Genomic DNA, 23,108 nt, shown 5'->3' on the forward strand with positions numbered 1-23,108 from the left:
TTCATGAAAAAGGCATCGTGATTTGTATTGTTATAATGTAACATCGAATTTAATCAACACGATGGTTCCGAACATGAATTTGCTGTCACTCCCGGATATCGCCGCGCAATCCAATCGCCAAAACTTGCCGCTCGAATGGGTGGGCATGCGCGGCATTGCGTTACCTGTTTTGCTGGAAGGCCAACGTTTGAGCGCAAGAGCTGATGCGGGAGTGAGCCTCGACGACGGTGATGCGCGGGGCATTCATATGTCGCGGCTTTATTTGGCGCTGGAATCTCTTCAGCGGGAAAGCCTGTCTCCCATGGTTCTACGCCAAGTCCTTGAGGAGTTCCTCGATAGTCACGAAGGGTTATCCAACAATGCCTACCTGAATATCCACACTGATTTACTCCTGAGAAGACCGGCATTGGTCAGCCCGCTGTCGGGGTGGAAAGCCTATCCGGTGACGATTTCAGCCCGTCTGAAAAGCGATATGTTCCACGTGGAACTCAAAATTGACGTGCCTTACTCATCAACATGCCCGTGCTCAGCTGCCTTGGCGAGGCAGTTGATCCAGCAACAATTCATCGACGACTTCGCCAACCAACCACTGCAACACGCCGATGTTTTGGCCTGGCTCGGTTCGACCCAAGGCATCGTTGCTACGCCACACAGCCAACGCAGCATTGCCCAATTACATCTACACCTCGACGAATTCGTTGATGAGCTGCCGCTAAGCACGATCATCAATGATGCCGAAACCTCCCTCGGCACCGCCGTACAAACCGCGGTCAAACGCGCCGATGAACAAGCCTTCGCCCTCGCCAATGGACAGAACCTGATGTTCTGTGAAGACGCTGCTCGCCGACTGAATCTGGCCCTGCGTCGTTCACCGGGTGTCTGTGCATTTCATCTGCGAGTCGTTCATGCAGAAAGCCTGCACGCTCACGATGCCGTCGCAGAAAGCCATTGGCAGCGGGAGCACGCATGATCCGCTGCCAATCCTTGAGCTGGGGCGCGCCGGGCCAACCGCTGACCTCGCCGCTCAATCTCGAATTCGAAACCGGCAGCCTGACGGCGATCATTGGCGCCAACGGCTGCGGCAAAAGCAGCCTGTTGAAAGTCATCGCGGGCCTGCAAAAACCGTTGGCGGGCAAAGTGTCGTTGAGTGTTCCACGGCAGAGCGGTCTGTCTTTCCTGCCGCAACAACAGCATCTGGACCGTCAATTCCCGATCAGCCTGGAAGAGCTTGTGGCCGCAGGATTTTGGGGCCGCCGACTGTCGACGCAATTGCGCGCTCAGCGACTCACCGCGGCACTGGAAAACTGGCACCTTGGCGGCCTCGAACGTCGCCCACTTATGGCCCTGTCCGGCGGCGAGTTACAACGCGCCCTACTCGCGCGATTAAGCCTGGCCGACACACCCGTGTTGTTGCTCGATGAGCCCCACGCCGCGCTCGATGAACTCGGTCAGCAGTTGTTGTGGCAACACATTCACGCCTGGCATGCAGAGGGACGAACACTGGTCGTCGTGTGCCATGACCTCGCCGCCGTCCGCCAGAACATTGCCAAAACGCTACTGATCAAAAACCGCGAATGTGTGTTCGGCACGAGCTCAGAACTGATCCTGCAAACACCACACACACAGGTGGCCTGATGCTAACCGTCGCCCACCTCTGGCAACCGTTCAACGAATTCGTCTTCATGCGCCGCGCCCTCCTCGGCGGCCTGGTACTGGCTTGCAGCACCGCCCCTCTTGGTGTGTTTCTGATCCTGCGGCGGATGAGCCTGATCGGTGACGCAGTGGCTCACGGCATTCTTCCCGGCGCCGCATTAGGGTTCTGGTTTGCCGGCCTGAGTCTGCCCGCACTCACCCTCGGCGGGCTGGGCGCGGGTCTGAGCATGGCCGGTCTCGCTGCGTGGATTACCCGTCGAACCGGTTTGCGCGAAGACGCCAGCCTCGCCGCGATCTATCCGATTTCGCTCGCCAGCGGCGTATTGATTCTGGGGATTGCCGGCAAGCGTCTCGACCTCCTGCACCTGCTGTTCGGCTCGGCCTTGGCCGTCGACGGACCGACGCTCAACGGCATGCTATGGGTCTCGGCATTCAGTCTGATCGCCATGGCATTGATCTATAAAGCGCTGCTGCTCGACACCCTCGATCCGCTTTTTTTGAGAACTGTCAGCCGCCTCGGCCCCCTCGCGCATGGAGTGTTCCTGATGCTGGTGGTGCTCAACCTGGTGATTGGCTTCCAGGCCATCGGCGCCTTGATGGTGGTCGGATTGATGATGCTCCCCGCCGCCGCGTCGCGATTCTGGAGTCGCCATCTGCCAAGCCTGATCGGCATTGCGGCGATCCTCGGCTGCCTCTCGGTGTGGCTCGGCTTGCTGTTTTCGTTCTATTACTCGCTACCCAGCGGCCCGGCCATCGTCCTGGTTGCCGGCGTCGGCTATCTGCTGTCTGTGGTGTTCGGACCGGTCCACGGTCTGCTGCGCCGCCCGCCCTTGCTCACATCCCAATGAGGTGTTTCCCGATGCGCGTTCTACTCGTGCTGTTCAGCCTGATGCTGTCGATGTCATTGTCGGCGGCGGAAAAATTGCCGGTGGTCACCAGTTTCAGCATTCTCGCCGACATGGTCCATCAGGTCGGCGGTGAGCATATCCAGATCACCAATATGGTCGGCCCGGACGCCGACGCGCACACCTACGAACCGACACCGGACGATGCGAAAGCGCTGCTAAAAGCCAAATTGATCATCAAGAACGGCCTGGGTTTCGAGCCGTGGCTGGATCGTCTGGTGACCAGCACCGAAACCAAGGCCACCGTCATCAGTGCCAGCCACGGCGTGATCCCGCGCTCGCTGGATGAGGACGGCGAAACCGTTCCCGACCCACACGCCTGGCACAACCTGGCCAATACCGAGTTGTATATCGCCAACATCACTCAAGCATTGATCGCCGCCGACCCGGCGAACGCAGCCGAATACCAGCGCAACAGCAAAACCTACCTTAGGCAGATCTACGCCCTGCTCGCCGAAGCCAAGGCGAAACTAGGTTCGTTGCCGCCGGGCAATCGCAAGATCGTTACCAGCCACGACGCCTTTGGTTATCTCGGCCAGGCGTACGGAATCGACTTCATGGCACCGCAAGGACTGTCCACCGAGCGTGAGCCCTCAGCGACCGAAGTCGCTGCGCTGATCACCCAGATCCGTCAGGCCAACGTCAAAGCGGTGTTCATGGAAAACATCAAGGATGCGCGCTTGCTCAAACAGATTGCCGACGAAAGCGGCGCACACATTGGTGGCACGCTGTACTCGGATGCCCTCGCTGCCAGCGGCCCGGCCAGCACCTTCACCGGGTTGTTCGAGTACAACCTCAACACCCTGTACGACGCGCTGCGCCAACCATGATCCGCAAGAATCCTTCAGGTGATCTACCGCAGATTGCCGAGTCGGCTTACGTCGATAAAACCGCGATCATCTGCGGCAAAGTGGTGATCGGTGAAAACGTCTTCGTTGGTCCGTACGCTGTCATCCGTGCCGACGAAGTGGATGCTTCAGGCGATATGGAACCGATCACCATCGGCGCAAATTCAAACATTCAGGACGGCGTCGTCATTCACTCGAAATCCGGCGCGGCGGTGACTATCGGCGAGTTCAGCTCCATCGCCCACCGCTCGATCGTGCATGGCCCATGTATCGTCGGTGATCGGGTGTTCATCGGTTTCAACAGCGTACTGTTCAACTGCGTAGTCGGTAACGGCTGCGTGGTGCGGCACAATTCGGTGGTCGACGGCCGCGATCTGCCCGACGCGTTCTACGTGCCCTCCACTACCCGCATCGGCCCCAATACCGACCTCTCGTTATTCCCACCGGTGAGCATCAGCGCCTCGGAGTTTTCCGAAGACGTGGCGCGCACCAACGTCGATCTGGTGCGCGGCTACAAAGCCTTGCAGAACGAGTTCTGAGCCATGAGCAGTGTGCTGATTCGCAACGCCAGACTGGTCAACGAAGGACGAGTATTCGACGCCGATCTGTTGGTCAGCCATGGCCGCATCGTCAAGATTGCCCGCTGCATCGAAGGTGAAAATGCGACGCTAGAAATCGATGCCAACGGCCAATGGTTGCTGCCGGGAATGATCGACGACCAGGTTCACTTCCGAGAACCTGGCGCGCGGACCAAGGGCAGCCTCTACACGGAATCGCGGGCGGCAGTCGCCGGTGGCATCACCAGCTTCATGGACATGCCCAACACCAACCCGGCAACGCTCACCCTCGAAGCGTTGGCGGATAAAAAGCGTCGGGCGGGGATCAGTTCGGTGGCCAATTACGGCTTTCACTTTGGCGTGAGCCGGGACAACCTCGACACGGTGGCCGCGCTCAATCCGTGTGAGGTAGCCGGCGTTAAAGTGTTCATGGGCGCTTCGACCGGCAACATGCTGGTGGATGATCCGCAGATCCTTGAGCGGCTGTTCGCCGAAGTGCCGACGATCCTGTTGGCCCACTGCGAACACACACCGAGCATCGACGCTAACGTGGCCAACCTGCGGGAGGTGTTCGGCGATCTAATCCCTCCCGCCGCTCATCCGCTGATCCGTGATGCCGAGGCGTGTTATCGCTCCTCTTCACTGGCAGTGGAATTGGCCCGACGTCACGGCACACGCCTGCACGTTTTACACCTGACCACAGCGCGGGAACTAGCCTTGTTCGAGGACAGCCCCCTGGCGCAAAAACGCATCACCGCAGAAGTGTGTCTGCATCATTTGTTGTTCGATGATCGTGACTACCCAAACCTCGGCAACCTGATCAAGTGCAATCCGGCGATTAAAACCCAAGCTGATCGGGATGCCCTGCGCGAGGCGTTGAACAGCAATCGGCTGGACGTTATAGGTAGCGATCATGCACCGCATACCTGGGAAGAAAAGCAGCAGCCCTATACTCAGGCGCCTTCGGGGATGCCGTTGGTGCAACATGCGCTGCCGGCGCTGCTGGAACTGGTCGCGGACGGCGTGCTGCCCATCACTACGCTGGTGGCGAAGACCAGCCATCGCGTGGCTGACTTGTTTGCTATTCCTGATCGGGGTTATTTGCGTGAGGGGTATTGGGCAGATCTGGTGTTGGTTGAACCGCAAACGCTGGCGGTAGATCGGCAGCCGATTCTGTCGCAGTGCGGCTGGACGCCGTTTGCCGGGCGCAGCTTTCGGCATCGAGTAGGCACGACGATAGTGTCCGGGCAGATTGCGTGGCGGGAGGGACGGGTGAACGAGGGGTGTCGGGGGTTGGCGCTGAGGTTTATGCGCTGATTCAACAACCCTGTAGGAGCTGACGAGTGAAACGAGGCTGCAATCTTTTGATCTTGTTTTTGACAATCAAGATCAAAAGATCGCAGCGTGCCGCAGCTCCTGCAGGGATCGCATCAAGCGCGGGGTTTAACGGCGCCGCAGTCCTGGCCCAACCACACCGCGCGGGTTTCCAGACTGCCCTTCTGATTGATCCCGATCGCGTTGAACGTGCCGTTGGCCACCGTGGTGAACTCACGATCGCTAACGAACGTCGCCACACCAGTGCCCTGAGCTTTCGGGCAACTGAAACGGAATTTCCACTGATTGCCGCTGCGCTCGGTGATCTGCTGTTTGCAGCCCGATTGCGGGTCGGCCAGTGGGATGTCGTTGGTCGCCACTTGCTCAGGCGTCAGGCAGGCGCGGATGCCTTTGCCGCCAATATTGATCCCGTTCTTTTCCAGCGCTGCACGCTGTTGCGGAGTCATCTGGCCTTGGAGCTGGCCAAGAATCGATTGCACATCCATCGGCTGGTCATCGACCTTGACGTTGCTCGATGTCATTTCCCACAGCCCCGGCTGCAGCATCTGCGCCTGCGCAATCATCGGCATTGCCAAACCCAGGCCCAGCGCCAAACCCAGCAGACGAACATTCATCGAAAAACTCCTGATCAGTAGTGGCCGTTAGACGCCGGCCGATTGCTTCGGTTCATGCGCCAATTAAATAGCGACATTCGCGACAGAACATGGTCTGTTAAGCATTGAATCTTCCGGAGCAAGGCTGCCCCATGGATTATTTTGGACCGCACATTTTCGGTTACTTGATCGCCCTGATACACACCCTCGGCTTGATCGCCGCGATACATGCGGTGCTCACCGTGCGCACGGCTCAAGGCTCGATCGCCTGGGCATTGTCGCTGATCTTTATTCCCTATCTCACGCTAATTCCGTATCTGGTGTTTGGCCGCAGTACCTTCGATGGTTACATCAAGGCCCGGCGCCAGGCCAACGAACAGATGCGTCAGGCCATCTCCGAACTGAATTGGCGGCCGTGGGTGGAAGAAGCCCTGACCGCCCGCGCCTCAAATGCCTACGCGTCATTACGGGCGATGCCAAAACTGGGGCGTATGCCATGCCTGGCGAACAACGAAGTGCAGTTGCTGGTGAACGGCGCGGCAACTTTTGAAGCGATTTTCCAAGCCATCGACCACGCAAAAGAAGCAGTGCTGATCCAGTTCTTCATCATCCACGATGATCGGCTCGGCCAGCGCTTGCGTGATCTGCTGCTGAAGAAAGCCGCCGAAGGCGTGAGCATTCATTTGCTTTACGACCGCATCGGCAGCCACGCCCTGCCCCACAGTTACGTGCAGGCGTTGCGCGACGGCGGTGTCGAGGTCAAAGCTTTCGCCACGCGCAGTGGCTGGCTCAATCGCTTTCAGGTCAACTTCCGTAACCATCGCAAAATTGTCGTGGTCGACGGCGTCGTCGGCTTCGTTGGCGGGCATAACGTCGGCGATGAGTACATGGGCGAGAAACCGCCGCTGGCCCCGTGGCGCGATACCCACGTAAAAGTCCGTGGCCCGGTGGTGGCGTGCATGCAGGAATCCTTTGCCGAAGACTGGTTCTGGGCTGCGCGCAGTCTGCCGCCGCTGATCCTGCCGGATGAGTACCCCGACGACGGCGTGCTCTGTCAACTGCTCGCCAGCGGCCCGGCCGATGCTTACGAAACCTGTTCGCTGTTCTTCGTCGAAGCGATCCACGCGGCAACCGAACGGGTGTGGATCACCAGCCCTTATTTCATACCTGACGAAGCGGTGTTTGCCGCGTTAAGGCTGGCAGTGTTACGCGGTGTCGATGTGCGTTTGCTGCTGCCGTCGCGCCCCGATCACCGCATCGTTTACGCCGCTTCCAGCCTCTATGCGTTCGAGGCCGTGCGTGCCGGCGTGCGAGTTTTCCGCTACCAACCCGGTTTTCTGCATCAGAAAGTGGTGTTGATCGACAGCGAGATCAGCGCCATCGGCAGCGCCAATCTGGATAACCGCTCGTTTCGGCTGAATTTCGAGGTGATGCTACTGACCGTCGACAGCGCCTTCGCTGCGAGTGTGGAACACATGCTCATTGAGGATTTCGAGCAATCGTGCGAGATCGCCCAAGAAGAAAGCCGGGAGATCCACCGCCTGCAACAACTCGGCATGCGGATCGCCCGGCTTATTTCACCGATTCTCTGAAGCTAAGGGTTATAGATGTCGTCGCGGGTCCATGGCAGTTCATGGCTGCCATCGGCATGCGCCTTCACTGCGAGGATCTGGTGCAGATTGATCCAGCCGCGCGCGAACGCATAGGCACAACCGGCGAGGTACAAACGCCAGATGCGTAGCGCCTGATCCGGCACCAGTTTACCCGCCGCTTCGAGGTTGTCCTCCAGACGCTCGCTCCAGTGATCCAGTGTGCGCGCGTAGTGCAGCCGCAAGCTTTCAACGTCGACAATCTCCAGACCCGCTTCGCTGATCTCGGCCGAGATCATCGACAGGTGTGGCAGCTCGCCATTGGGGAACACGTATTTCTCGATGAAATCCCCGGCACCGCGCCCCACTGGGCGGCCATCAGTGTGCTTGGCGGTGATGCCGTGGTTCATCACCAGGCCGCCCTCCTTCACCGCGCCGAACAGGGTTTTGCAGTACTCGGCCAGATTGGCGTGGCCGACGTGTTCGAACATACCGACGCTGACCACCTTGTCGAATCGCCCATCCTGAGGCAGATCACGATAGTCGAGCAGCTGCAGTTCGATCTGGTCTTCCAGGCCTTCAGCTTTGACCCGCTCACGCGCCAGTTCCAGCTGTTCCTTGCTCAGGGTGATGCCGAACACTTTGGCGCCGAACTCGCGAGCAGCGTATCGCGCGAGGCCACCCCAACCGCAGCCGACATCCAGCAGATAGTCGCCAGGCTGCAAGCGCAGCTTGCGGCATAGATGACGGAATTTGGCCTGTTGCGCCTGCTCAAGGGTTTCGCTGCCCGTTTCGAAATAGGCACACGAATACGCCATGTCGCTGTCCAGCCACAGCTGATAAAACGCGTTGGACAAGTCGTAGTGGTAGGAAATGGCCTTGGCGTCGGTTTCCTTGTCGTGGACCGAGCGCACGGGCTGATTGTCGTCATCCTCACCGAGCAAGGCATTGCTCAGTTCGTCGCAGACCCGGATGACCTCGCTGATCGAGCCCTCCAGTTCCAGTTTGCCCTCGACGAAAGCCGCGCCCAACGCATCAAGACTTGGATGGGTGAACTGGCTGACCATCTGCGGGTCCTTGACCACGATGGTGACACTGGGCGCCGGCCCCAGATTGAACTCGTGGCCATCCCAGAGTCGCAAGCGAAGCGGTAGCTGCAGATTCTGTAAGGCCGGTGGAAGTTGCGCGAGCATGGAAAATCCCCCTTGTTTCAGACGTCAGATCTGAGGGTAGACCATCCTTGAAAAATAGCAGGCTATCGATTTGATTAGCCGTGTCTATTGCTGCAGACGCTCCAACATACCGTCCTGTACCCACTGTTTCAGCCAGGTAACTGCTTGAAGTGGCGCGCCCTCACCATAGATGACTGCTAATGCTGCGCACAGTTCGGCGAAATTCCAATCTTGGCTGAGCAGACCGTTTAAAGCATTGGCTTCGGCAGGTTCGAGACTGCGGTAATTACAGATCAGCTCGTGGCGCCAGATCAGGCACACCTGTGGGATTTGCAGCGCAACGCTGTCAGGGAATTCGCCGCCTTCCTTGACCGAGCGCCACAGCGACAAGCTGTTGAAACCGCAGGCCAGCCACTGCAACGAAGCCGTCGGTTTAACGCGCAGTTCGGGCCACTCTTCCGCCGCCAGGGCCGCCATGGTTTCCAGGGTCAGCGGATGACCCTCCGGCGCATCAAAGGCCAATGTGAAAGCCCATTCAAGCGCCGCCAATTCGGCCAATGGCGCACTTTGCTGCGGCACCAGGTGCTCGCGGATAAAGCCTTCGAAACCTTTGCCCAGCCAGCGCAAACTGTAGTGCGCCGACGGGTATTGGCGGACGTACGTCGTGGCCAGTGCGTCGAACTCTTCATCGCCCATCCAATACGCAATGGCCGGAAAATCATTGCGCAGCACTTCCAGCAAACGCGCCTTGTAGGCGTTGTGATAAATCGCCAGGCCGGTGCCGACATCGAGTGTCGGGCCACCGATCAGGCTGTTACCCAAGCTCGGATTTGCCGTTGCCGGGCCATCCAGCAGAAACGATTCAAACGCCAGTTGCCATTCTTTCAGGCGCATTGTTGTCTCCCAGCCAAGACCTTGTTTCCCAGTTCTCGGGCCTTTTGCAGTTCATCAAGCAACTCTTCGAGGGGAGGAAAGTGATCGTCACGCTCCAGCAAAGTCGCCACCGCACCGAAATGTTCGAGGGTGCGTTGGTACAACGCCCAGACTGGATCGGCGACTGGGTGATCGTGTGTGTCGATCACGTAATCGCCATAGTCGCTGTGACCCGCCAGATGCAATTGCCGGACTTTATCGACGGGTAGGCTACTGATGAACGTCCACGGATCGAAACCGTGATTGCGTGAGCTGACATAGACATTGTTCACGTCGAGGAGCAATTCGCAGCCGCTCAGCTGACTCAGCGCAGCGAGAAACTCCCATTCGCTGAAATCATCCGAGGCCCCACGCACGTAACTGGAGACATTCTCCAGCACCAACGGACGCTGCAACACGTCCTGAACCTGCGCGACCCGGCCCGCTATGTATTCAAGGCTTTCTTCGGTGTACGGCAGCGGCAACAGATCGTGCAATTGGTGAGCGTTGCCACGGCTCCAGCACAAATGATCGGAGATCCACGCGGGTTGCACCCGCTCGGCCAATTGCCTGAGTTGTTTGAGATAGTCGACATCGAGCGCGTGCGGGCCGCCGATGGACAAGGACACGCCATGCATCACCAGCGGATAGCGCTCGGCAATGGCATCGAGGTGGTACAAGGCCTTGCCGCCCTGCACCATAAAATTTTCCGAGACCACTTCGAACCAGTCGACGTCCGGCGACTGTTCGAGGATCTGCTGGTAGTAAGCGCTACGCAATCCCAGGCCGTAGCCAAGGAAAGGAACAGAGACTGACATGGGCAAACTCCTGAAAAAAAGTGGCCGCAGTGGCGTTAACCACTGCGGCGGCACTTGCCGGTCAGTTATTCGCCGACCTTGCCACCTGCTTTTTCGCAAGCCGCTTGAGTCATGGCTTTGAAACCCTGGCCTTTGCAGGAGCCCATGCCTTTGCAAGCATGGTCTTTGGTTTTGCAGTCGTTCTGGCCTTTGCAGGCATTGACGCCGTAACAGTGAACATTGGCATCGGCAGCCATCGCGTTGGTAGCAACACCGGCAAACATTGTGGCAGCGGCCAAAGCGAGAGCGGCACCAGCAGCAACAGTCTTGATATTCATTTTTCTAATCCTCGGTGATCGTCAGGGGTGTCGGCTGGAAGGTTGTTCAGTCCCGACACAGCACTAGAGAGAGCAACCCCGACGGCGTTACAGAGGAGTCAGAAATATTTTTAAATATCTTCCTTGAGCTTGAGCAGCGGCTCCTGAAAGCGCAGCAATCGCCCGGCATTGCCCAACACCAGCAGCGTGCTGAGGTTGTGCAGCAACGCCGCAATCATTGCCCCGGCAGCGCCCAGCCAGCCGAACGCGGCGAACACGACAATGGCCAGCGTCCAGCCCAAACCAATGATCACGTTGACCTGCAACGTCTTGCGGCACTGACGACTCAAGCGCACGCAGGTACCGAGCCGACGCAGATCGCTGCCGATCAACACGATGTCCGCTGAAGCCAAGGCGATGTCTGCACCGCCCGCCCCCATCGCCACACCGACCACGCCCGCTTTGAGTGCCAGCGAGTCGTTGATGCCATCACCCACCACCATCGGCCGGAAACCGTTGTCGATTTCCTTGAGCACACGATTGAGTTTGTCCTCGGGCAGCGCCTGAGCTTGCACCTCGTGCAGACCGACATCCCTGGCCAGCGACTGCGCGACGCTTTGGCGATCGCCGGTCAGCAGCAATTGTCGCCCAAGGCCCAACTCACGGAGTTCGCTCAAGGCGAATCGGGCTTCCGGTTTGACGCTGTCAGCCAGCAACAGCCAGGCCAGGAATTCGCCGTTCAACGCCAATCCGGCAATCGGGCCGTCGTGATCGGGAACCGTTGTCGTACTGATGCCCAGTTGCGCGAACAGCTCCGGCCGCCCGAGGGCCGCTTCGCCCTGGCCGGTCATGGCCACCACGCCGAGGCCCTGGCGCTCGTGGATTTCGCTCAGCGCGACAGCGTGCTCCTGACTGACCAACCCGGCCAGCGCCCGGCTGACCGGATGACTGCTGGCCGCACCAAGGCTGGCGGCCAGCGCCATGACCGTTGCTGATTCCGCGCGAGGGCTGTTGATCGACTGCAAGCGCAAGGTGCCGTAAGTCAGCGTGCCGGTCTTGTCGACCACCAATGAGGTCAGATCCGCCAGCTCCTCAAGAAACGCCGAACTGCGGATCAGAATGCCGTGCCTTGCGGCCACCGCTACCCCGGCAATCGCCGTGGCCGGCGCCGACAGGACCAATGCGCAAGGGCACGCGGCGACCAACACTGCGAGCATCGCTTGCGCGTCGTTGGTGATGAACCAGGTCACCGCTGCCAGCAGCAACACCAGCACCATGTAGCTGCCGGCATAGCGTTCGAGCAACCGGGTGATCGGCGGTTTCGAGCGCTCGGCGTTCTGCATCAGTGCGATGACTTTACCCAGGGTCGATTCGTCGCCAGTGCGGGTCACTTCGATGCGCAACAGCCCGTCGAGATTGATCGCACCACCGAACACCGTCATGCCGACGCCCGCCTCTACCGGCACCGATTCTCCGGTAATCGACGCCGTATCGAGGCTCGCCTGCCCCGACAAAACCCGTCCGTCCGCGGGTACGCGATCACCGGCACGCACCTCGACGGTGTCGCCGGATTTCAGCGTGCCGTTGTCCACTTCAATGATCGAGCCATCCGCCTGAACCTTGCGCGCGTGACTGCGGGTCAATTGGCCGAGCGCGTGGATAGCCTCCTGCGAACCGATGACACTGCGCTCTTCCAGCACGTGGCCGAAGATCATGATGATCGGCAGCAACGCAGCAGTGAGCAAATCGCCCGTTGCCCACGCACCGAGCATGGCCAAGGCAATCAGTTGATCGGTGATGCCGTGCAGGCTTGGATAGCGCAGGCTGTACCACGCCGAACGCATCACCGGCACAGCTACCAATAAAGAAGCGAAACCCAGCAACAGCTGACTGACACCGGTTTGTTCCGGCACCCGCCAACGCCAGATCAAACCCAGACCCAGCAGCCCCAGTGCGAGCATCGCCAAGGTCAGTTGCCGCGCGGCACGACGTTGTTCGGCCGAGGACAACAGGCTCGGTGCAGCGTTGGACGCAGTCATTTACTGGCTCCCTGAATGATCAGACGGGAATCATCTTTTGGATCGACCGTGGTCACGGATCCGGCCTGACCGAGAATCTTCGGCATGCGCTCGCGGTATAGACGCAGGAGCATCTGTGGGTCAGTGGCGCTGGCCAGGCTCGACACGGTGGCGGTGTCGGCGGAGGCTTTGGCCAAGCGTTCGCCGGCTTGTGCGTGAGCGACTTGAAGCAGGCGGTCGGCTTGTTCGTTGGCGCTCTGGGTGAGTTTCTCGGCGTCGGTGCGCGCGTTGGCCACGGCTTTGTCCGCCTGCTGACTGGCCGTCAAAACCGCGTTGAAAGCACTGACCGCCGGATCCGGCAAACTCGATTGCACATCGACCCGCACCACTTCAATACCTATGCCCTGCCCGCTGGCCTTCAACTCAGCCAAACGTTTGTTGATGCCCTGCACCAAATCACCGCGCAGTCGTTCGCGACGTTCTGCCGCTTGGTTGTCGGCACCGATCAGTTCCGGGCGAGCAACCAAAATGGTGTCGAGATCCCGTGCGGCTGTCAGTGCCACAGCGCTGCGCGTGACCAGCCGATCGAGCGCCGGCAAGACATGTTCGCCTTGAAGCACGAAGTCATACGGATCGGTGACCTTGTAAAAAACCCGCACATCCAGTTGCACCACGCCGGCATCACCGGTCAATAAATAACCAGAGCCTGCCAGCGCATCACTCAGCGGCGTAGCGAAGGAAGCGACGCGATCAGCCTTCAATGCCTCGTCCGTGCGCAGCAGGTTTTCCACTCGACGCTCGATGACCCGGTCCGCTGCCGGCAACAAAATTACCTGCTCAAATGGCTGCGGCCAAGCCAACAACAGCCCGGCATTCTGGATGCGATCCAGCGCACCAAAATGCATAACCACCGCGCGATTCTGCGGATCGATCTGCCGCACATTGGAGAACGCCCAAGCCAGCGCAGCGAGCACCGTCACCGCATACAGGGCAAAAAACGCCAGACGTCCGGCCTGAATCCATGGGCTGTTCAACGAATGTGTTCCACGTGGAACTTCATCATTCATGGCTGCGATCCGGATTTGCTGTCGAGACTCGGCGGGCCGTCGACCAGCACACGGAACGGCGCGGCATCGGTACGCAGAATCAATTTGGTATCCGGGGTAACGATGGTGCCGAGGGTGTCCAGCGAGCGCAGCAAGTTATACAGCTGCGGCGAACCGGCGTAGGCGCGGCCGTAGATTTGCGCGGCTTCGACGCGGGATTGCGCTTCGATTTCGGCGGCTTTTACCGTCGCGTCAGCCTGAACAATCCGCGCATCACGTTCGGCGGCAGAACGTATTTGCGCCGCTTCTCGTTTGCCGATAGCGGTACGTTCGGTGGCGATTGTTTCACGCTCGGCGCGCATACGATCGACCGTCGCGGTGAGTGTCACCGACGGCAAGGTCAGACGTTCGACGCCAACCTGCACCACCCGCACGCCATAAGTGGCGAGCAATTGCTGATCGATCTGCTGACGCAATTGCGCTTCAAATTCAGCGATGTGCACCTGACTGGCATCGGTGTTCACCAGGTTCGCCAAGTCAAAACTGCTGGCGGTAGTTTCCAATGCCGAGCCGACAAACGTGCGAATCTGCCGCGCCGCTTCGTCCGGCTGATTCTGCACGGCGCGCATGAAGCGCTGCACGTTATCCGCATCGCCCTGCACCTGCCACGCCACATAGGCCTGGACGATAATGCGCAAGCCGTCACGGGTGCCGACATCCTGCAAACCGCTGGACGTCGTGCGCAACCGCAGATCGACCGGGATCGCGGCTTCAAAAGGCGCCGGCCAGCGCCAGCTCAAACCCGGATCGAGCAGCACTCGCGATGGATTACCGAACCGGGTAATGACCGTGGCTTCACCGGAACGCACTTGCACCAGGCTTGCCGCCGCGATGGCAAACGCCACCAGCAACAGCGCCCAGCCCATGCGCCGCCACGGAAACGGCCCTGCCTCTGCCGGCGCACCGTGGTGATGGTGATGATGCCCATGATGATGCCCGCCATGGCCGTGATCGTGGCCGCTATGGTCATGCGGTGAGTGAGTGTGCGACTGGCTCAATGGGCAACTCCTGGTTGAGCGTTGATGCGCGCGGGCGTCGGGTCAGCCGGCAGCGTGAACGTACGCAAGTCGATGGTCGGCGCATTGCTGCTGCCGCCCAGACGATGATCGAGGATCAGCAGCTTGGCTTTGCTCAGTCCAAGGCTGAGCTGGCTGAGGTATTGCTCCAGCACAAACGCCTGGCCGGCACTGGCAAAGGCTTTTTGCTCGGCGTTGAATTTGAGATCGGCAGCCTGCGCCGTGGCGTTGATCTCGCGCGCATTGGCGCTGGCCTGATCGCGCGCAAGGCTGGCTTGCAACTGCGCCTGATTACTCGCTTCTGCGGCGGCACCGCGTTCGCGAGCGATCAATGCCTGCGCACCGATCTGCGCTGCTTGCACACTGTGGTAAGCGTTGGCGGCGCCGGCCGGCGGGTGAATCGCCTCGACCACCGTGGCAAGAATCTCCACCCCGCTGTCGAGTTTTTGCAGATCGCTTTGTAGCGCTTTGCCGATCTCTGCGGCCAACCCTGCCCTGTCTTCGCCGAGCAAGCCGTCGAGCGTGCGCGAGGCAAAGTCGTGCACCAGAATTCGGCTGGCCGTGCTGCGAATCAGCGTCGGCACATCGGCGCTGTTGTAAGTGGCGGCAAGCGCGGCCTGATCACTCAAGCCAATGCGATAGACGAAACGCACGTCCATGTTGACGATCTGAAAGCTCTGTTGCTCGCCTCGGCTGCTGGCAATGACTTGCGACTTGTCGTTGACGTGACTGGCGTCCCACAAGCGATTGGCCGTGAGCGGCGCCGGACCTTCAGCAGGATCGAGTGAAACCGCCGCGGGATTCTCGCCGACGCTGGTGGCCAACTCATGCACCACGCCGTTTTCCACACTCAATACACGCCCCAGTGGCCACGGCAAACCGCTGTGCAAACCCGGGCCGAAGACCTCCACCGGTTTGCCAAAACGCTCGTAGATGCCACGACCTTGCAGCGGAATTTCGTGGATACCCGTCAGCAGCCATCCAACCAGAGCGACCAGCGCCAACACCGGCAGAAACGCTCGACGCATGTAACTGAACGCCCAGATCTGGCGCAGATCGATGCCGAAGCGGTTGTGCAACTCGTGCTGCAACGCAAGCAGCGGCTGTGGCGGCCAACGCAGCATGTCGGCGATAAAACTGCGCGCCAGCAGCGTCGGTTCAAGCTGTTCGCGGCGCGGGCTGAACAGTGACAGAACTGCGCGCAATAGCAGCTCGATCGCGACCAATCCCGGCAAGATAGCGATCAACACAGCCACCCGCACCGGCCATACGGAGCTGTCACTGACGAACAATAAACACAGCGCGCCGAGCACCAGACTGATGATTGCCACACGCGTCATTTGCGCGAGTGATCCGGCTTCAGGCCATTGCGCAGGATTGTCCTGGGCCAGTTGGCGCTCCAGTACCAGCAGACCGAACGCCAGCAACAACGCCGATGCCGCGCCGACCGTGGCAGACACGCCAACAGCCGCCGGGGTTAAGGCGAGATTCCACACTTGTTCGATGCTCAGCAGCACCAGCAGCGACCAACCGCCCAACCACAGCGTCGCCGCACCGATCTGGCCGAGCACATGCGCGCTACGCCGGCTCAGACGGTCCAGCAACCGCTCGTACCAGCCGTGCGGCTCGGTCTGTTCTTGCACAGTCGACTGCGGCGCCAGCACGACGGGATTGAGCGCGTGCGCGCGCCAGAGCGTTAGCCACCACGCCGACTGCAACGCGGCGACCAGCACCAGCAACGCCGCACTCTGATTGACCAGCAGCGGCAACCAGATTGATTGCGGGGCAAACAGCCCGACAAAAAATGCCAATACCCAGCCCGCCCCGGCCAACGCACCGAGCCCGATAGCCCAGCGGCGTAAGCGCTTGGCCTGCGTTGCCGCCTGTTGAAAGCGCGGCAGCCCGCTCACTCGCGTGCCATCAACCTCCAGATCAACTTGCATATCACCCCGAAATCATTGATTCACCCTGCATATCGTTACGATATAACGAAAAGCGTGAAATATTCGTACACAATTGCCCTTATTCAAAGACGCTCAACCTGTCGCTTGCCTGAAGCCTTGACCGAAATGTCCGGAAACGCACATATTACGTTCGTAATTTTTATCCAGAGCTACTTTTAGCGATCCGCATTCATCCATCAGGAGCAAGCGCATGAGCAACTATGACGTGGTGATTCTGGGCGGCGGCCCCGGCGGTTATAACGCGGCGATCCGCGCTGGCCAGCTGGGCCTGAAGGCCGCTTGCGTGGAAGGCCGGGCGACGCTCGGCGGCACCTGCCTGAACGTTGGTTGCATGCCATCGAAAGCCCTGCTGCATGCCTCGGAGCTGTACGACGCTGCGATGGGTGCGGAATTCGCCAACCTCGGCATCGAGGTCAAACCGACGCTGAACCTCGCGCAAATGATGAAGCAGAAAGACGAGAGTGTGGCCGGCCTGACCAAAGGCATCGAGTTTCTGTTTCGCAAGAACAAGGTCGACTGGATCAAAGGCTGGGGCCACATTGATGGCCCGGGCAAGGTCACCGTGACTGACGATCAGGGCAACAAGGTCGAGCTGACCGCCAAAGACATCATCATTGCCACCGGCTCCGAGCCCACTCCCCTGCCCGGCGTCGAGATCGACAACAAGCGCATCCTCGATTCCACCGGGGCGCTGTCCCTGAGTGAAGTGCCCAAACATCTGGTGGTAATCGGCGCCGGCGTCATTGGTCTGGAATTGGGCTCGGTGTGGCGGCGTCTGGGCGCGCAGGTCACCGTCGTCGAATACCTCGACCGTATCTGCCCCGGCGTCGACGGCGAGGCTGGCAAAACCCTGCAACGCTCACTGAGCAAACAGGGCATCGCCTTCAAACTGAGCTCAAAAGTCACCAGCGCCACCTCATCGGCCAACGGCGTGCAGCTCAGCGTCGAGCCAGCGGCCGGTGGCACGGCTGAGTTACTGGAAGCTGATTACGTGCTCGTGGCCATCGGTCGCCGACCATACACCCAGGGCCTGGGGCTGGAGAACGTCGGCCTGAGCACCGACAAGCGCGGCATGCTCACCAATAAACAGCATCGCACCGAAGCCGCTGGCGTCTGGGTGATCGGCGACGTGACGTCCGGGCCGATGCTCGCGCACAAGGCGGAAGACGAAGCGATGGCCTGCATCGAGCAGATCCACGGCAAGGCCGGCGAGGTCAATTACGACCTGATCCCCAACGTGATCTACACCAGACCGGAGCTGGCCAGCGTCGGTAAAACCGAAGAGCAGCTCAAGGCCGAGGGCCGTGCCTACAAGGTCGGCAAGTTTCCGTTCACCGCCAACAGCCGGGCGAAGATCAACCATGAGACCGAGGGTTTTGCCAAAGTCCTCGCCGATGAGCGCACCGATGAAGTGCTCGGCGTGCATTTGGTGGGGCCGAGCGTGAGCGAGATGATTGGCGAGTTTTGTGTGGCGATGGAGTTCAGTGCATCGGCTGAGGACATTGCGTTGACGTGCCACCCGCACCCGACACGCTCGGAAGCGTTGCGCCAGGCGGCGATGAATGTCGAGGGGATGGCGACGCAGATGTAACCGTTTAGAAGATCAAAAGATCGCAGCCTTCGGCAGCTCCTACACGGGTACGCATTCCCTGCCGAAGGCTGCGATGTTGGTTTTTCAGGCAGGCAGATGTCCCAGCGGCAAGGCTCCCGGCGTCTTCACCGTGTGAATCGCAAAGTTGCTACGGATATCACTCACGCCCGGCAATTTCAGCAGGCAACCGCTGAGAAAACGGTCATACGCGCGCAGATCCGGCACCACCACTTGCAGCAGAAAATCCGATTCTCCGGACACCAGAAACGCTGAAATAACTTCCGGCAACGCCGTCACCGCCGCGTAAAACGCCTCGGCCTGGGCGTCGTTGTGGCGCTCGACCTTGACCCCGACAAACACCGTCAGCCCCAGCCCGACTTCATCGCGATCCAGATTGGCCTGATAGCCGCGAATCACCCCGGCCTCCTCGAGCATGCGCACCCGGCGCAAGCAGGGCGACGCCGACAAACCAATTTCATCTGCCAGCTCGACATTGCTCAACCGTCCGTTGCGTTGCAGCGCCGCGAGAATCTTGCGATCAAAGGCATCCAGTTTCATGTTTGGCAGATCCAAAGTGTTGATGCGCTAAAAACCAGCAGGTTATGCCAAATCCGAGCGCTTTAGAAGCTGACTACGCAAGCACCTGCCCTACCCTTCGGCCCTAGACTTGAGCGACCGAATCGACAACGAAAGGGGTGTGGGCGTGGCGAGTCTCTGGCTGTTTTTCCTGGCATTGGCGGTGGTCTTTCTGCTGCCCGGCCCGGACATGATCCTGCTGTTGCAAACCGGTGCGCGCCAGGGTCGCAGCGCGGCGCTGGCCACGGCAATCGGCCTGGGGATTGCCCGGGGTTGTCATGTGGCACTGGCCGCGTTGGGGTTGGCGGCGCTGTTCAAGGCTGCGCCGTGGACATTTGAAGTGATACGGCTGGCGGGCGCTGCGTACCTGTTGTGGATCGGTATTCAATGCCTGCGCAGCTCACTGGTGCCGGATCTCGGTGCTGGCGCGATGGCCACGACTCACGGGCAATGGCGCGAGGCGATTCGCCGGGGTTTGCTGACCAACCTGCTCAACCCCAAGGCGCTGTTGTTCTGCTCGGTGCTGCTACCGCAGTTCATCGTTGCCGATGGCGCCCCCGTGTTGAGCCAGTTTGCTCTGCTCGGCACGCTGCTGGTTGGCGTCGGCCTGTTGTTCGACAGCGCCTACGCCCTGACCGGCGCCGCGCTGGGCCGCTGGCTGCAACACAGTCCAACGGCGCAACGGGTTCAACAATGGCTGTTTGGCAGCCTGTTGATCGGCTTCGCGGTGCGCCTGACGTTCATCCAGCAGGCTTAGCTTTTGCGTACCTTGCGGCGACGAGTGATCAGCAACAACGCCGCACCGACCGCCACTACAATCGCGCCAATCTGCACCGGCCACTTGTATGGTCGCAGACTGGCGCGTACAGCGTCGGTCACTTGGGTGACGTAGCGTTTGTCGGCATTCTCAAAGTCCGGGTACGGGCATTGATTACCGAAGTCCACCGCCCATGGCACGTATGGGCCTTCTTTCACGTAACGCTGATACAGCGCACTTTGGTTCTCCAGACTGCTATTGAAGCCTGCGGCATTGCACAGCACGGCGGCGAACGCCTGACTGGTGTGCGGCAGATTGTCGGCGGCGCGACTGGCTAGCTCGGTGGCGACAAAGCGATAGTGATAACGCTGATCCGGCTGCGCTTGACTGGCTTTCTGGCGTTGCACTTCGGCCTCGGAAATCAGCGGGCCGACTTTCAATTCGACGGACTCCAGACTGTAGTTGCCGCCAAGCGTGGCGTAGTCCGGCGCCATCTCGTAACCGAGGATATCCATGCCCCAATCGCGCGCCGTCCACGCCGCGTTGTACAAGGCACTGGCACGTTTGGTCGGCCACCATGCGGCGTCAGCCTTGAGCCGCTGCTGAGCGTACAGTTCGGCTTTGTGCTGCAGGTCAGGATTGTCGAAATAGCCGACGGCTTCTGCGTAGCGGCCCTCACGCAGCAAGCGCCGGCCGAGCAGATTGCGCAGTTTCGCTGCTACCGAAAGCTGCACGTAGTTGTCGCGATCCTGTTGGGTCAGCACCGGTGGTGCCGGCACATTTTCGTCGACATACCGTTTCAGTTCGTCGACCGTCAGCACGCGTTCAGCAACGGTTGCGGCATCGAACCAATAGATCTCATTGCTGCGATACAACTGCACGAACGCTTGCAGATATTCACCACGTTGCAGCGCGAGAATTGCACTTTCGCCTTCGACACGGCATTTCGGCTGAACGCTTTCAAACGCCCAGTCAGGCGTACGCCGATTACCCCAATCCTCGCTTTGCGGAAAAGCCTGTGCGGCTTTGGCATAAGCGGCGACAGCCGCATTCTTATCGCCGTCGCGCACCGCCAGCTTCGCCCGCAGCCACCAGGCGAGGCCGCCGTCGCCAGCGTGTTCGAGAAAAGCCTTGGCGTTGGCGTAATCGCCCTGTTGATAATTCACCGCTGCCAGCCGATCGGCATTATCGAAGCTGCCACGGGTGCTGTTTTGCAGGACCTTGAGCAGCTTTTTCTGGTTCGGTGGTTCATCGCCGAACGACCCGCCGAGACGGCTGATCAACGAAGCGGTGACCAGTTTCTGCACGCCTTCGTGCTGCATCAGCTTGGCCAATTCCGGCTCGGGCATATCAGCCAATTCGTTGGCCAGTTGTTTGAGCGAGGTGTAGCCCACCGATGAACCGTGCACGCTCTGCGCCGCGTAAAGATTGATCGCATTGTCCCAGCCACCGGTCAGACGCGCCGCACGCGCCTCTTCCCCCAGGCTGGCAACACCCAGCCCCAGCGGATCGCTGAAGCCGTCGATACTCAACTGCCGGGTCTGCCGGAATGCTGCGATGGCCTCTTCAAGTGGGTCGAGCATGTCGTCGGCGTCGGGACTCATGGCAAACAGCGCGCGCCCTTCCGAATACGCCGCCCAAGTGCTGCGCAGTGGGCGCTGATCCGGCGGCAGCGCCAGCAATTGCCTGAAGTAATCGACCGCCAGTTGATGCTCGCCGACATTGAATGCCACCGCACCGGCCACATACAGACGGATTTCCGCCGGCAGACTGGCGCCCTGCGCGTAGGCGTCGCGGGCATCGGTGAAGGTGCGCAGACGTGTGACCAGAGCTTGCTGCTCAGCGATCGGGCCAGCGGCCTCCACCTTGCCACGCTCTTCGGCAGGATCGGTCGGCTCGGCGTACAAACCATTCTGGGTGCTGGCGGCCGGCGTCAGGCTTTTCAGCCCGGCAATCGCTTTGCCCAAACGGCTGACCTCAAAGTTGAAGTTGCCCTCGGGCAGATCGGCCAGGGTCTGTCCGCGATCTTCGAGCAGACGATTGGGAAAGTCCGGCCCGCAGGCCAACGCCGAACCCAGCGGCAGGCTGAGGCTCAGGCAGAGCAGATGGCGGGGCCAGTTACGGGACAACATGCGAACCTCCTTGATCAATATTTGCGCAGCGTGCCCAACCGATGGCGCGTTGTCCACCCGCCGGCAAGCGGCCGTCGCGCAGGCGGGTGAAGGTAAGCAGATCGGCACTTTGTTGCAACGAATAACCGGCGAGCGCATCGGCGCCTTCGCAGTCCCGCGCCTTCACCATGAGGCGTGCGGGCCAGGCGCTGTCGAGGTTTCCAGGGTTGTTCAGTTGGATATCGTAGAGCCCGTTGTGCTCGCTGAACGTCAGGCCGAGCTGGCTGCTCAGCGCATCGCCACGCGCCACCGCGCGTAACGTGGTCAGGCTCCAGGCGCGGCGGTCATTGGCCAGCGGCAAGCGAAACCAGATCAGCCCGGCCAGATGCGCCGGCGGATCGTTTCGCAATGCTTTGCCGAGCTGACTCAACTGCAGCGGGTCCGCCAACAGCTCGCGGCGCTCTCCGCCCCGTTCAAGCGACACTTCGCTTTCCACCAGCGGTGCACCGCCGTCATCCGGCAACAGCGCCACGCCATACGCCGGCAGCGCCAGATAAAACGGTTTGTCCGTGATGCCTGACCAGGCCCGGGCCCACTTCAACGCCTGATCAGGATCAAACAGACCCCGACGCGGGTCGCTGACGGCGTGCACTTGCAGCACGCTGCTGTCGACCGTGGCCAGCAACGCCGGCAGTTGCGCACTGTCGAGCCACGCCGGCAGCGCGGTGATGCTCAACGCCAGAGTTGCCGGTAGCGCCGCGCGCAGATGTTGGAGAAATTCAGCGTAGGCCGGCAACCGTGTATTACCGGCATCGTGGTCGATCTCGACGCCGCTCAGCGTCAGGCCTTGGGCCTGCCAATCGGCGAGCACCTGAAGAATCTGCGAAGTGACCTGAGCCTGATCCAGCGACTTGAGCTGGCCATCGAGACGAATCACCGCGATCACTGGGCGCCCATCGGCGTGCAATCGCTGCGCATCGATCCGCGCCCGGCTCCATCCCGCCTTCGGAAAGGCTTGCAGCGCCAGCACGCGCAGCGTTGAAAAGTCATCGTGGCTGTCACGCAACGCCGCTTCATGGGCGGGCGTCCATTGGCGTTGCCAGATATAAAGTTGTTGGTCGAGGGGCGGCGCGTCGTGTTGCTCGCAACCCGCGAGCAAGATGCTCAGGAACAGACCCACAATAAAGCGCATACCTTCCAGACCCCTGTCACCACAAGGCTGCAAGGTTACACAAAACCCTGTAGGCGCTGTCGAGTGAAACGAGGCTGCGATCTTTTGCTCTTGTTTTGA

The 23,108-nt window shown here is 60.3% G+C and carries 21 protein-coding genes; 9 read left to right on the forward strand and 12 right to left on the reverse strand.

The annotated features are described in order from the left end of the window. Positions 1-73 precede the first annotated feature (73 nt). From folE2 to JFT81_RS23635, 6 genes are read left to right on the forward strand one after another with little or no spacing between them, the layout of a single operon-like run. Entirely contained in the window at positions 74-970 is an 897-nt protein-coding gene (gene folE2 / locus JFT81_RS23610) for a GTP cyclohydrolase FolE2 (RefSeq protein ID WP_201229432.1), read from the forward strand. Further along, positions 967-1,635: an ATP-binding cassette domain-containing protein gene (locus tag JFT81_RS23615; RefSeq protein WP_201229433.1), complete on the forward strand. Its 669-nt coding sequence runs from the start codon at positions 967-969 to the stop codon at positions 1,633-1,635. The genes folE2 and JFT81_RS23615 overlap by 4 nt, the downstream gene beginning before the upstream one ends. Then, a complete protein-coding gene (locus tag JFT81_RS23620) occupies positions 1,635-2,501 on the forward strand; it encodes a metal ABC transporter permease (RefSeq protein WP_201229434.1) in 867 nt (288 codons plus the stop codon). The genes JFT81_RS23615 and JFT81_RS23620 overlap by 1 nt, the downstream gene beginning before the upstream one ends. 11 nt (positions 2,502-2,512) lie before the next feature. Next, on the forward strand, positions 2,513-3,388 hold the full coding sequence (locus tag JFT81_RS23625) for a metal ABC transporter substrate-binding protein (protein ID WP_201229435.1): 876 nt from the start codon (positions 2,513-2,515) through the stop codon (positions 3,386-3,388). Further along, positions 3,385-3,945: a carbonate dehydratase gene (locus JFT81_RS23630; RefSeq protein WP_201229437.1), complete on the forward strand. Its 561-nt coding sequence runs from the start codon at positions 3,385-3,387 to the stop codon at positions 3,943-3,945. The genes JFT81_RS23625 and JFT81_RS23630 overlap by 4 nt, the downstream gene beginning before the upstream one ends. 3 nt (positions 3,946-3,948) lie before the next feature. Next, complete coding sequence (locus JFT81_RS23635; RefSeq protein WP_201229439.1) at positions 3,949-5,280, forward strand: dihydroorotase; 1,332 nt, start codon at positions 3,949-3,951, stop codon at positions 5,278-5,280. A 113-nt stretch (positions 5,281-5,393) separates the two neighbouring features. On the opposite strand, the gene JFT81_RS23640 is transcribed toward JFT81_RS23635, so the two are convergent. Further along, on the reverse strand, positions 5,394-5,912 hold the full coding sequence (locus JFT81_RS23640) for a DUF3617 domain-containing protein (RefSeq protein ID WP_201229441.1): 519 nt from the start codon (positions 5,910-5,912) through the stop codon (positions 5,394-5,396). 131 nt (positions 5,913-6,043) lie between these two features. Here JFT81_RS23640 and cls point away from each other — a divergent pair, with 131 nt between their 5' ends. Then, positions 6,044-7,483: a cardiolipin synthase gene (gene cls / locus JFT81_RS23645; protein ID WP_201229443.1), complete on the forward strand. Its 1,440-nt coding sequence runs from the start codon at positions 6,044-6,046 to the stop codon at positions 7,481-7,483. A 2-nt stretch (positions 7,484-7,485) separates the two neighbouring features. Here cls and cfaB read toward each other — a convergent pair whose 3' ends face one another. The 8 genes from cfaB to JFT81_RS23685 all read right to left on the reverse strand — a co-directional run bounded on the left by cfaB (position 7,486) and on the right by JFT81_RS23685 (position 16,761). Continuing rightward, positions 7,486-8,673 carry a C17 cyclopropane fatty acid synthase CfaB gene (gene cfaB, locus JFT81_RS23650; RefSeq protein WP_201229445.1) on the reverse strand — a complete coding sequence of 396 codons (1,188 nt, stop codon included), beginning with the start codon at positions 8,671-8,673 and terminating at the stop codon, positions 7,486-7,488. 84 nt (positions 8,674-8,757) lie between these two features. Then, complete coding sequence (locus JFT81_RS23655) at positions 8,758-9,546, reverse strand: DNA-binding domain-containing protein (protein WP_201229447.1); 789 nt, start codon at positions 9,544-9,546, stop codon at positions 8,758-8,760. Beyond that, positions 9,537-10,382 carry a DUF692 domain-containing protein gene (locus JFT81_RS23660; protein ID WP_201229449.1) on the reverse strand — a complete coding sequence of 282 codons (846 nt, stop codon included), beginning with the start codon at positions 10,380-10,382 and terminating at the stop codon, positions 9,537-9,539. Before JFT81_RS23660 ends, JFT81_RS23655 begins: the two co-directional genes overlap by 10 nt. Positions 10,383-10,447: 65 nt before the next feature. Further along, positions 10,448-10,699 (reverse strand): hypothetical protein, encoded by a 252-nt coding sequence (locus JFT81_RS29505; RefSeq protein WP_242485641.1) that lies wholly within the window; start codon positions 10,697-10,699, stop codon positions 10,448-10,450. A gap of 110 nt (positions 10,700-10,809) precedes the next feature. Next, positions 10,810-12,717, reverse strand: a complete 1,908-nt coding sequence (locus JFT81_RS23670) for a heavy metal translocating P-type ATPase (RefSeq protein ID WP_201229453.1) — start codon at positions 12,715-12,717, stop codon at positions 10,810-10,812. Further along, entirely contained in the window at positions 12,714-13,763 is a 1,050-nt protein-coding gene (locus tag JFT81_RS23675) for a protease modulator HflK (RefSeq protein WP_201229455.1), read from the reverse strand. The genes JFT81_RS23670 and JFT81_RS23675 overlap by 4 nt, the downstream gene beginning before the upstream one ends. Continuing rightward, positions 13,760-14,800, reverse strand: a complete 1,041-nt coding sequence (locus JFT81_RS23680) for a protease modulator HflC (protein ID WP_201229456.1) — start codon at positions 14,798-14,800, stop codon at positions 13,760-13,762. The genes JFT81_RS23675 and JFT81_RS23680 overlap by 4 nt, the downstream gene beginning before the upstream one ends. Continuing rightward, positions 14,797-16,761, reverse strand: coding sequence for a protease modulator HflK (locus JFT81_RS23685; protein ID WP_201229457.1), 1,965 nt, complete (start codon positions 16,759-16,761; stop codon positions 14,797-14,799). Before JFT81_RS23685 ends, JFT81_RS23680 begins: the two co-directional genes overlap by 4 nt. 211 nt (positions 16,762-16,972) lie before the next feature. Here JFT81_RS23685 and lpdA point away from each other — a divergent pair, with 211 nt between their 5' ends. Then, positions 16,973-18,373 carry a dihydrolipoyl dehydrogenase gene (lpdA, locus tag JFT81_RS23690; protein WP_201229458.1) on the forward strand — a complete coding sequence of 467 codons (1,401 nt, stop codon included), beginning with the start codon at positions 16,973-16,975 and terminating at the stop codon, positions 18,371-18,373. Between the two features lie 84 nt (positions 18,374-18,457). Here the strand turns inward: lpdA and JFT81_RS23695 are convergent, their stop codons facing one another. Beyond that, positions 18,458-18,931, reverse strand: coding sequence for an Lrp/AsnC family transcriptional regulator (locus tag JFT81_RS23695; RefSeq protein WP_158955444.1), 474 nt, complete (start codon positions 18,929-18,931; stop codon positions 18,458-18,460). A gap of 145 nt (positions 18,932-19,076) precedes the next feature. Here JFT81_RS23695 and JFT81_RS23700 point away from each other — a divergent pair, with 145 nt between their 5' ends. After that, entirely contained in the window at positions 19,077-19,706 is a 630-nt protein-coding gene (locus JFT81_RS23700; RefSeq protein WP_201229459.1) for a LysE family translocator, read from the forward strand. On the opposite strand, the gene JFT81_RS23705 is transcribed toward JFT81_RS23700, so the two are convergent. After that, positions 19,703-21,838, reverse strand: coding sequence for a hypothetical protein (locus tag JFT81_RS23705; protein ID WP_201229460.1), 2,136 nt, complete (start codon positions 21,836-21,838; stop codon positions 19,703-19,705). The genes JFT81_RS23700 and JFT81_RS23705 overlap by 4 nt on opposite strands. Then, entirely contained in the window at positions 21,825-23,009 is a 1,185-nt protein-coding gene (locus JFT81_RS23710) for a DUF3142 domain-containing protein (RefSeq protein WP_201229461.1), read from the reverse strand. Before JFT81_RS23710 ends, JFT81_RS23705 begins: the two co-directional genes overlap by 14 nt. Positions 23,010-23,108: the final 99 nt, after the last annotated feature.

Origin of the sequence: Pseudomonas sp. TH43 (genome assembly GCF_016650635.1) — a bacterium.
Lineage (GTDB): Bacteria > Pseudomonadota > Gammaproteobacteria > Pseudomonadales > Pseudomonadaceae > Aquipseudomonas.

Coding starts and splice junctions, on each gene's coding strand:
- JFT81_RS23625 (WP_201229435.1), top strand. CDS start 2,513: ATGCGCGTTCTACTCGTGCTGTTCAGCCTGATGCTGTCGATGTCATTG.
- cfaB (WP_201229445.1), bottom strand. CDS start 8,673: ATGCTCGCGCAACTTCCACCGGCCTTACAGAATCTGCAGCTACCGCTT.
- JFT81_RS23635 (WP_201229439.1), top strand. CDS start 3,949: ATGAGCAGTGTGCTGATTCGCAACGCCAGACTGGTCAACGAAGGACGA.
- JFT81_RS23660 (WP_201229449.1), bottom strand. CDS start 10,382: ATGTCAGTCTCTGTTCCTTTCCTTGGCTACGGCCTGGGATTGCGTAGC.
- JFT81_RS23705 (WP_201229460.1), bottom strand. CDS start 21,838: ATGTTGTCCCGTAACTGGCCCCGCCATCTGCTCTGCCTGAGCCTCAGC.
- JFT81_RS23670 (WP_201229453.1), bottom strand. CDS start 12,717: ATGACTGCGTCCAACGCTGCACCGAGCCTGTTGTCCTCGGCCGAACAA.
- JFT81_RS23695 (WP_158955444.1), bottom strand. CDS start 18,931: ATGAAACTGGATGCCTTTGATCGCAAGATTCTCGCGGCGCTGCAACGC.
- JFT81_RS29505 (WP_242485641.1), bottom strand. CDS start 10,699: ATGAATATCAAGACTGTTGCTGCTGGTGCCGCTCTCGCTTTGGCCGCT.
- JFT81_RS23655 (WP_201229447.1), bottom strand. CDS start 9,546: ATGCGCCTGAAAGAATGGCAACTGGCGTTTGAATCGTTTCTGCTGGAT.
- cls (WP_201229443.1), top strand. CDS start 6,044: ATGGATTATTTTGGACCGCACATTTTCGGTTACTTGATCGCCCTGATA.
- JFT81_RS23640 (WP_201229441.1), bottom strand. CDS start 5,912: ATGAATGTTCGTCTGCTGGGTTTGGCGCTGGGCCTGGGTTTGGCAATG.
- JFT81_RS23710 (WP_201229461.1), bottom strand. CDS start 23,009: ATGCGCTTTATTGTGGGTCTGTTCCTGAGCATCTTGCTCGCGGGTTGC.
- lpdA (WP_201229458.1), top strand. CDS start 16,973: ATGAGCAACTATGACGTGGTGATTCTGGGCGGCGGCCCCGGCGGTTAT.
- JFT81_RS23685 (WP_201229457.1), bottom strand. CDS start 16,761: ATGCAAGTTGATCTGGAGGTTGATGGCACGCGAGTGAGCGGGCTGCCG.
- JFT81_RS23620 (WP_201229434.1), top strand. CDS start 1,635: ATGCTAACCGTCGCCCACCTCTGGCAACCGTTCAACGAATTCGTCTTC.
- folE2 (WP_201229432.1), top strand. CDS start 74: ATGAATTTGCTGTCACTCCCGGATATCGCCGCGCAATCCAATCGCCAA.
- JFT81_RS23630 (WP_201229437.1), top strand. CDS start 3,385: ATGATCCGCAAGAATCCTTCAGGTGATCTACCGCAGATTGCCGAGTCG.
- JFT81_RS23615 (WP_201229433.1), top strand. CDS start 967: ATGATCCGCTGCCAATCCTTGAGCTGGGGCGCGCCGGGCCAACCGCTG.
- JFT81_RS23675 (WP_201229455.1), bottom strand. CDS start 13,763: ATGAATGATGAAGTTCCACGTGGAACACATTCGTTGAACAGCCCATGG.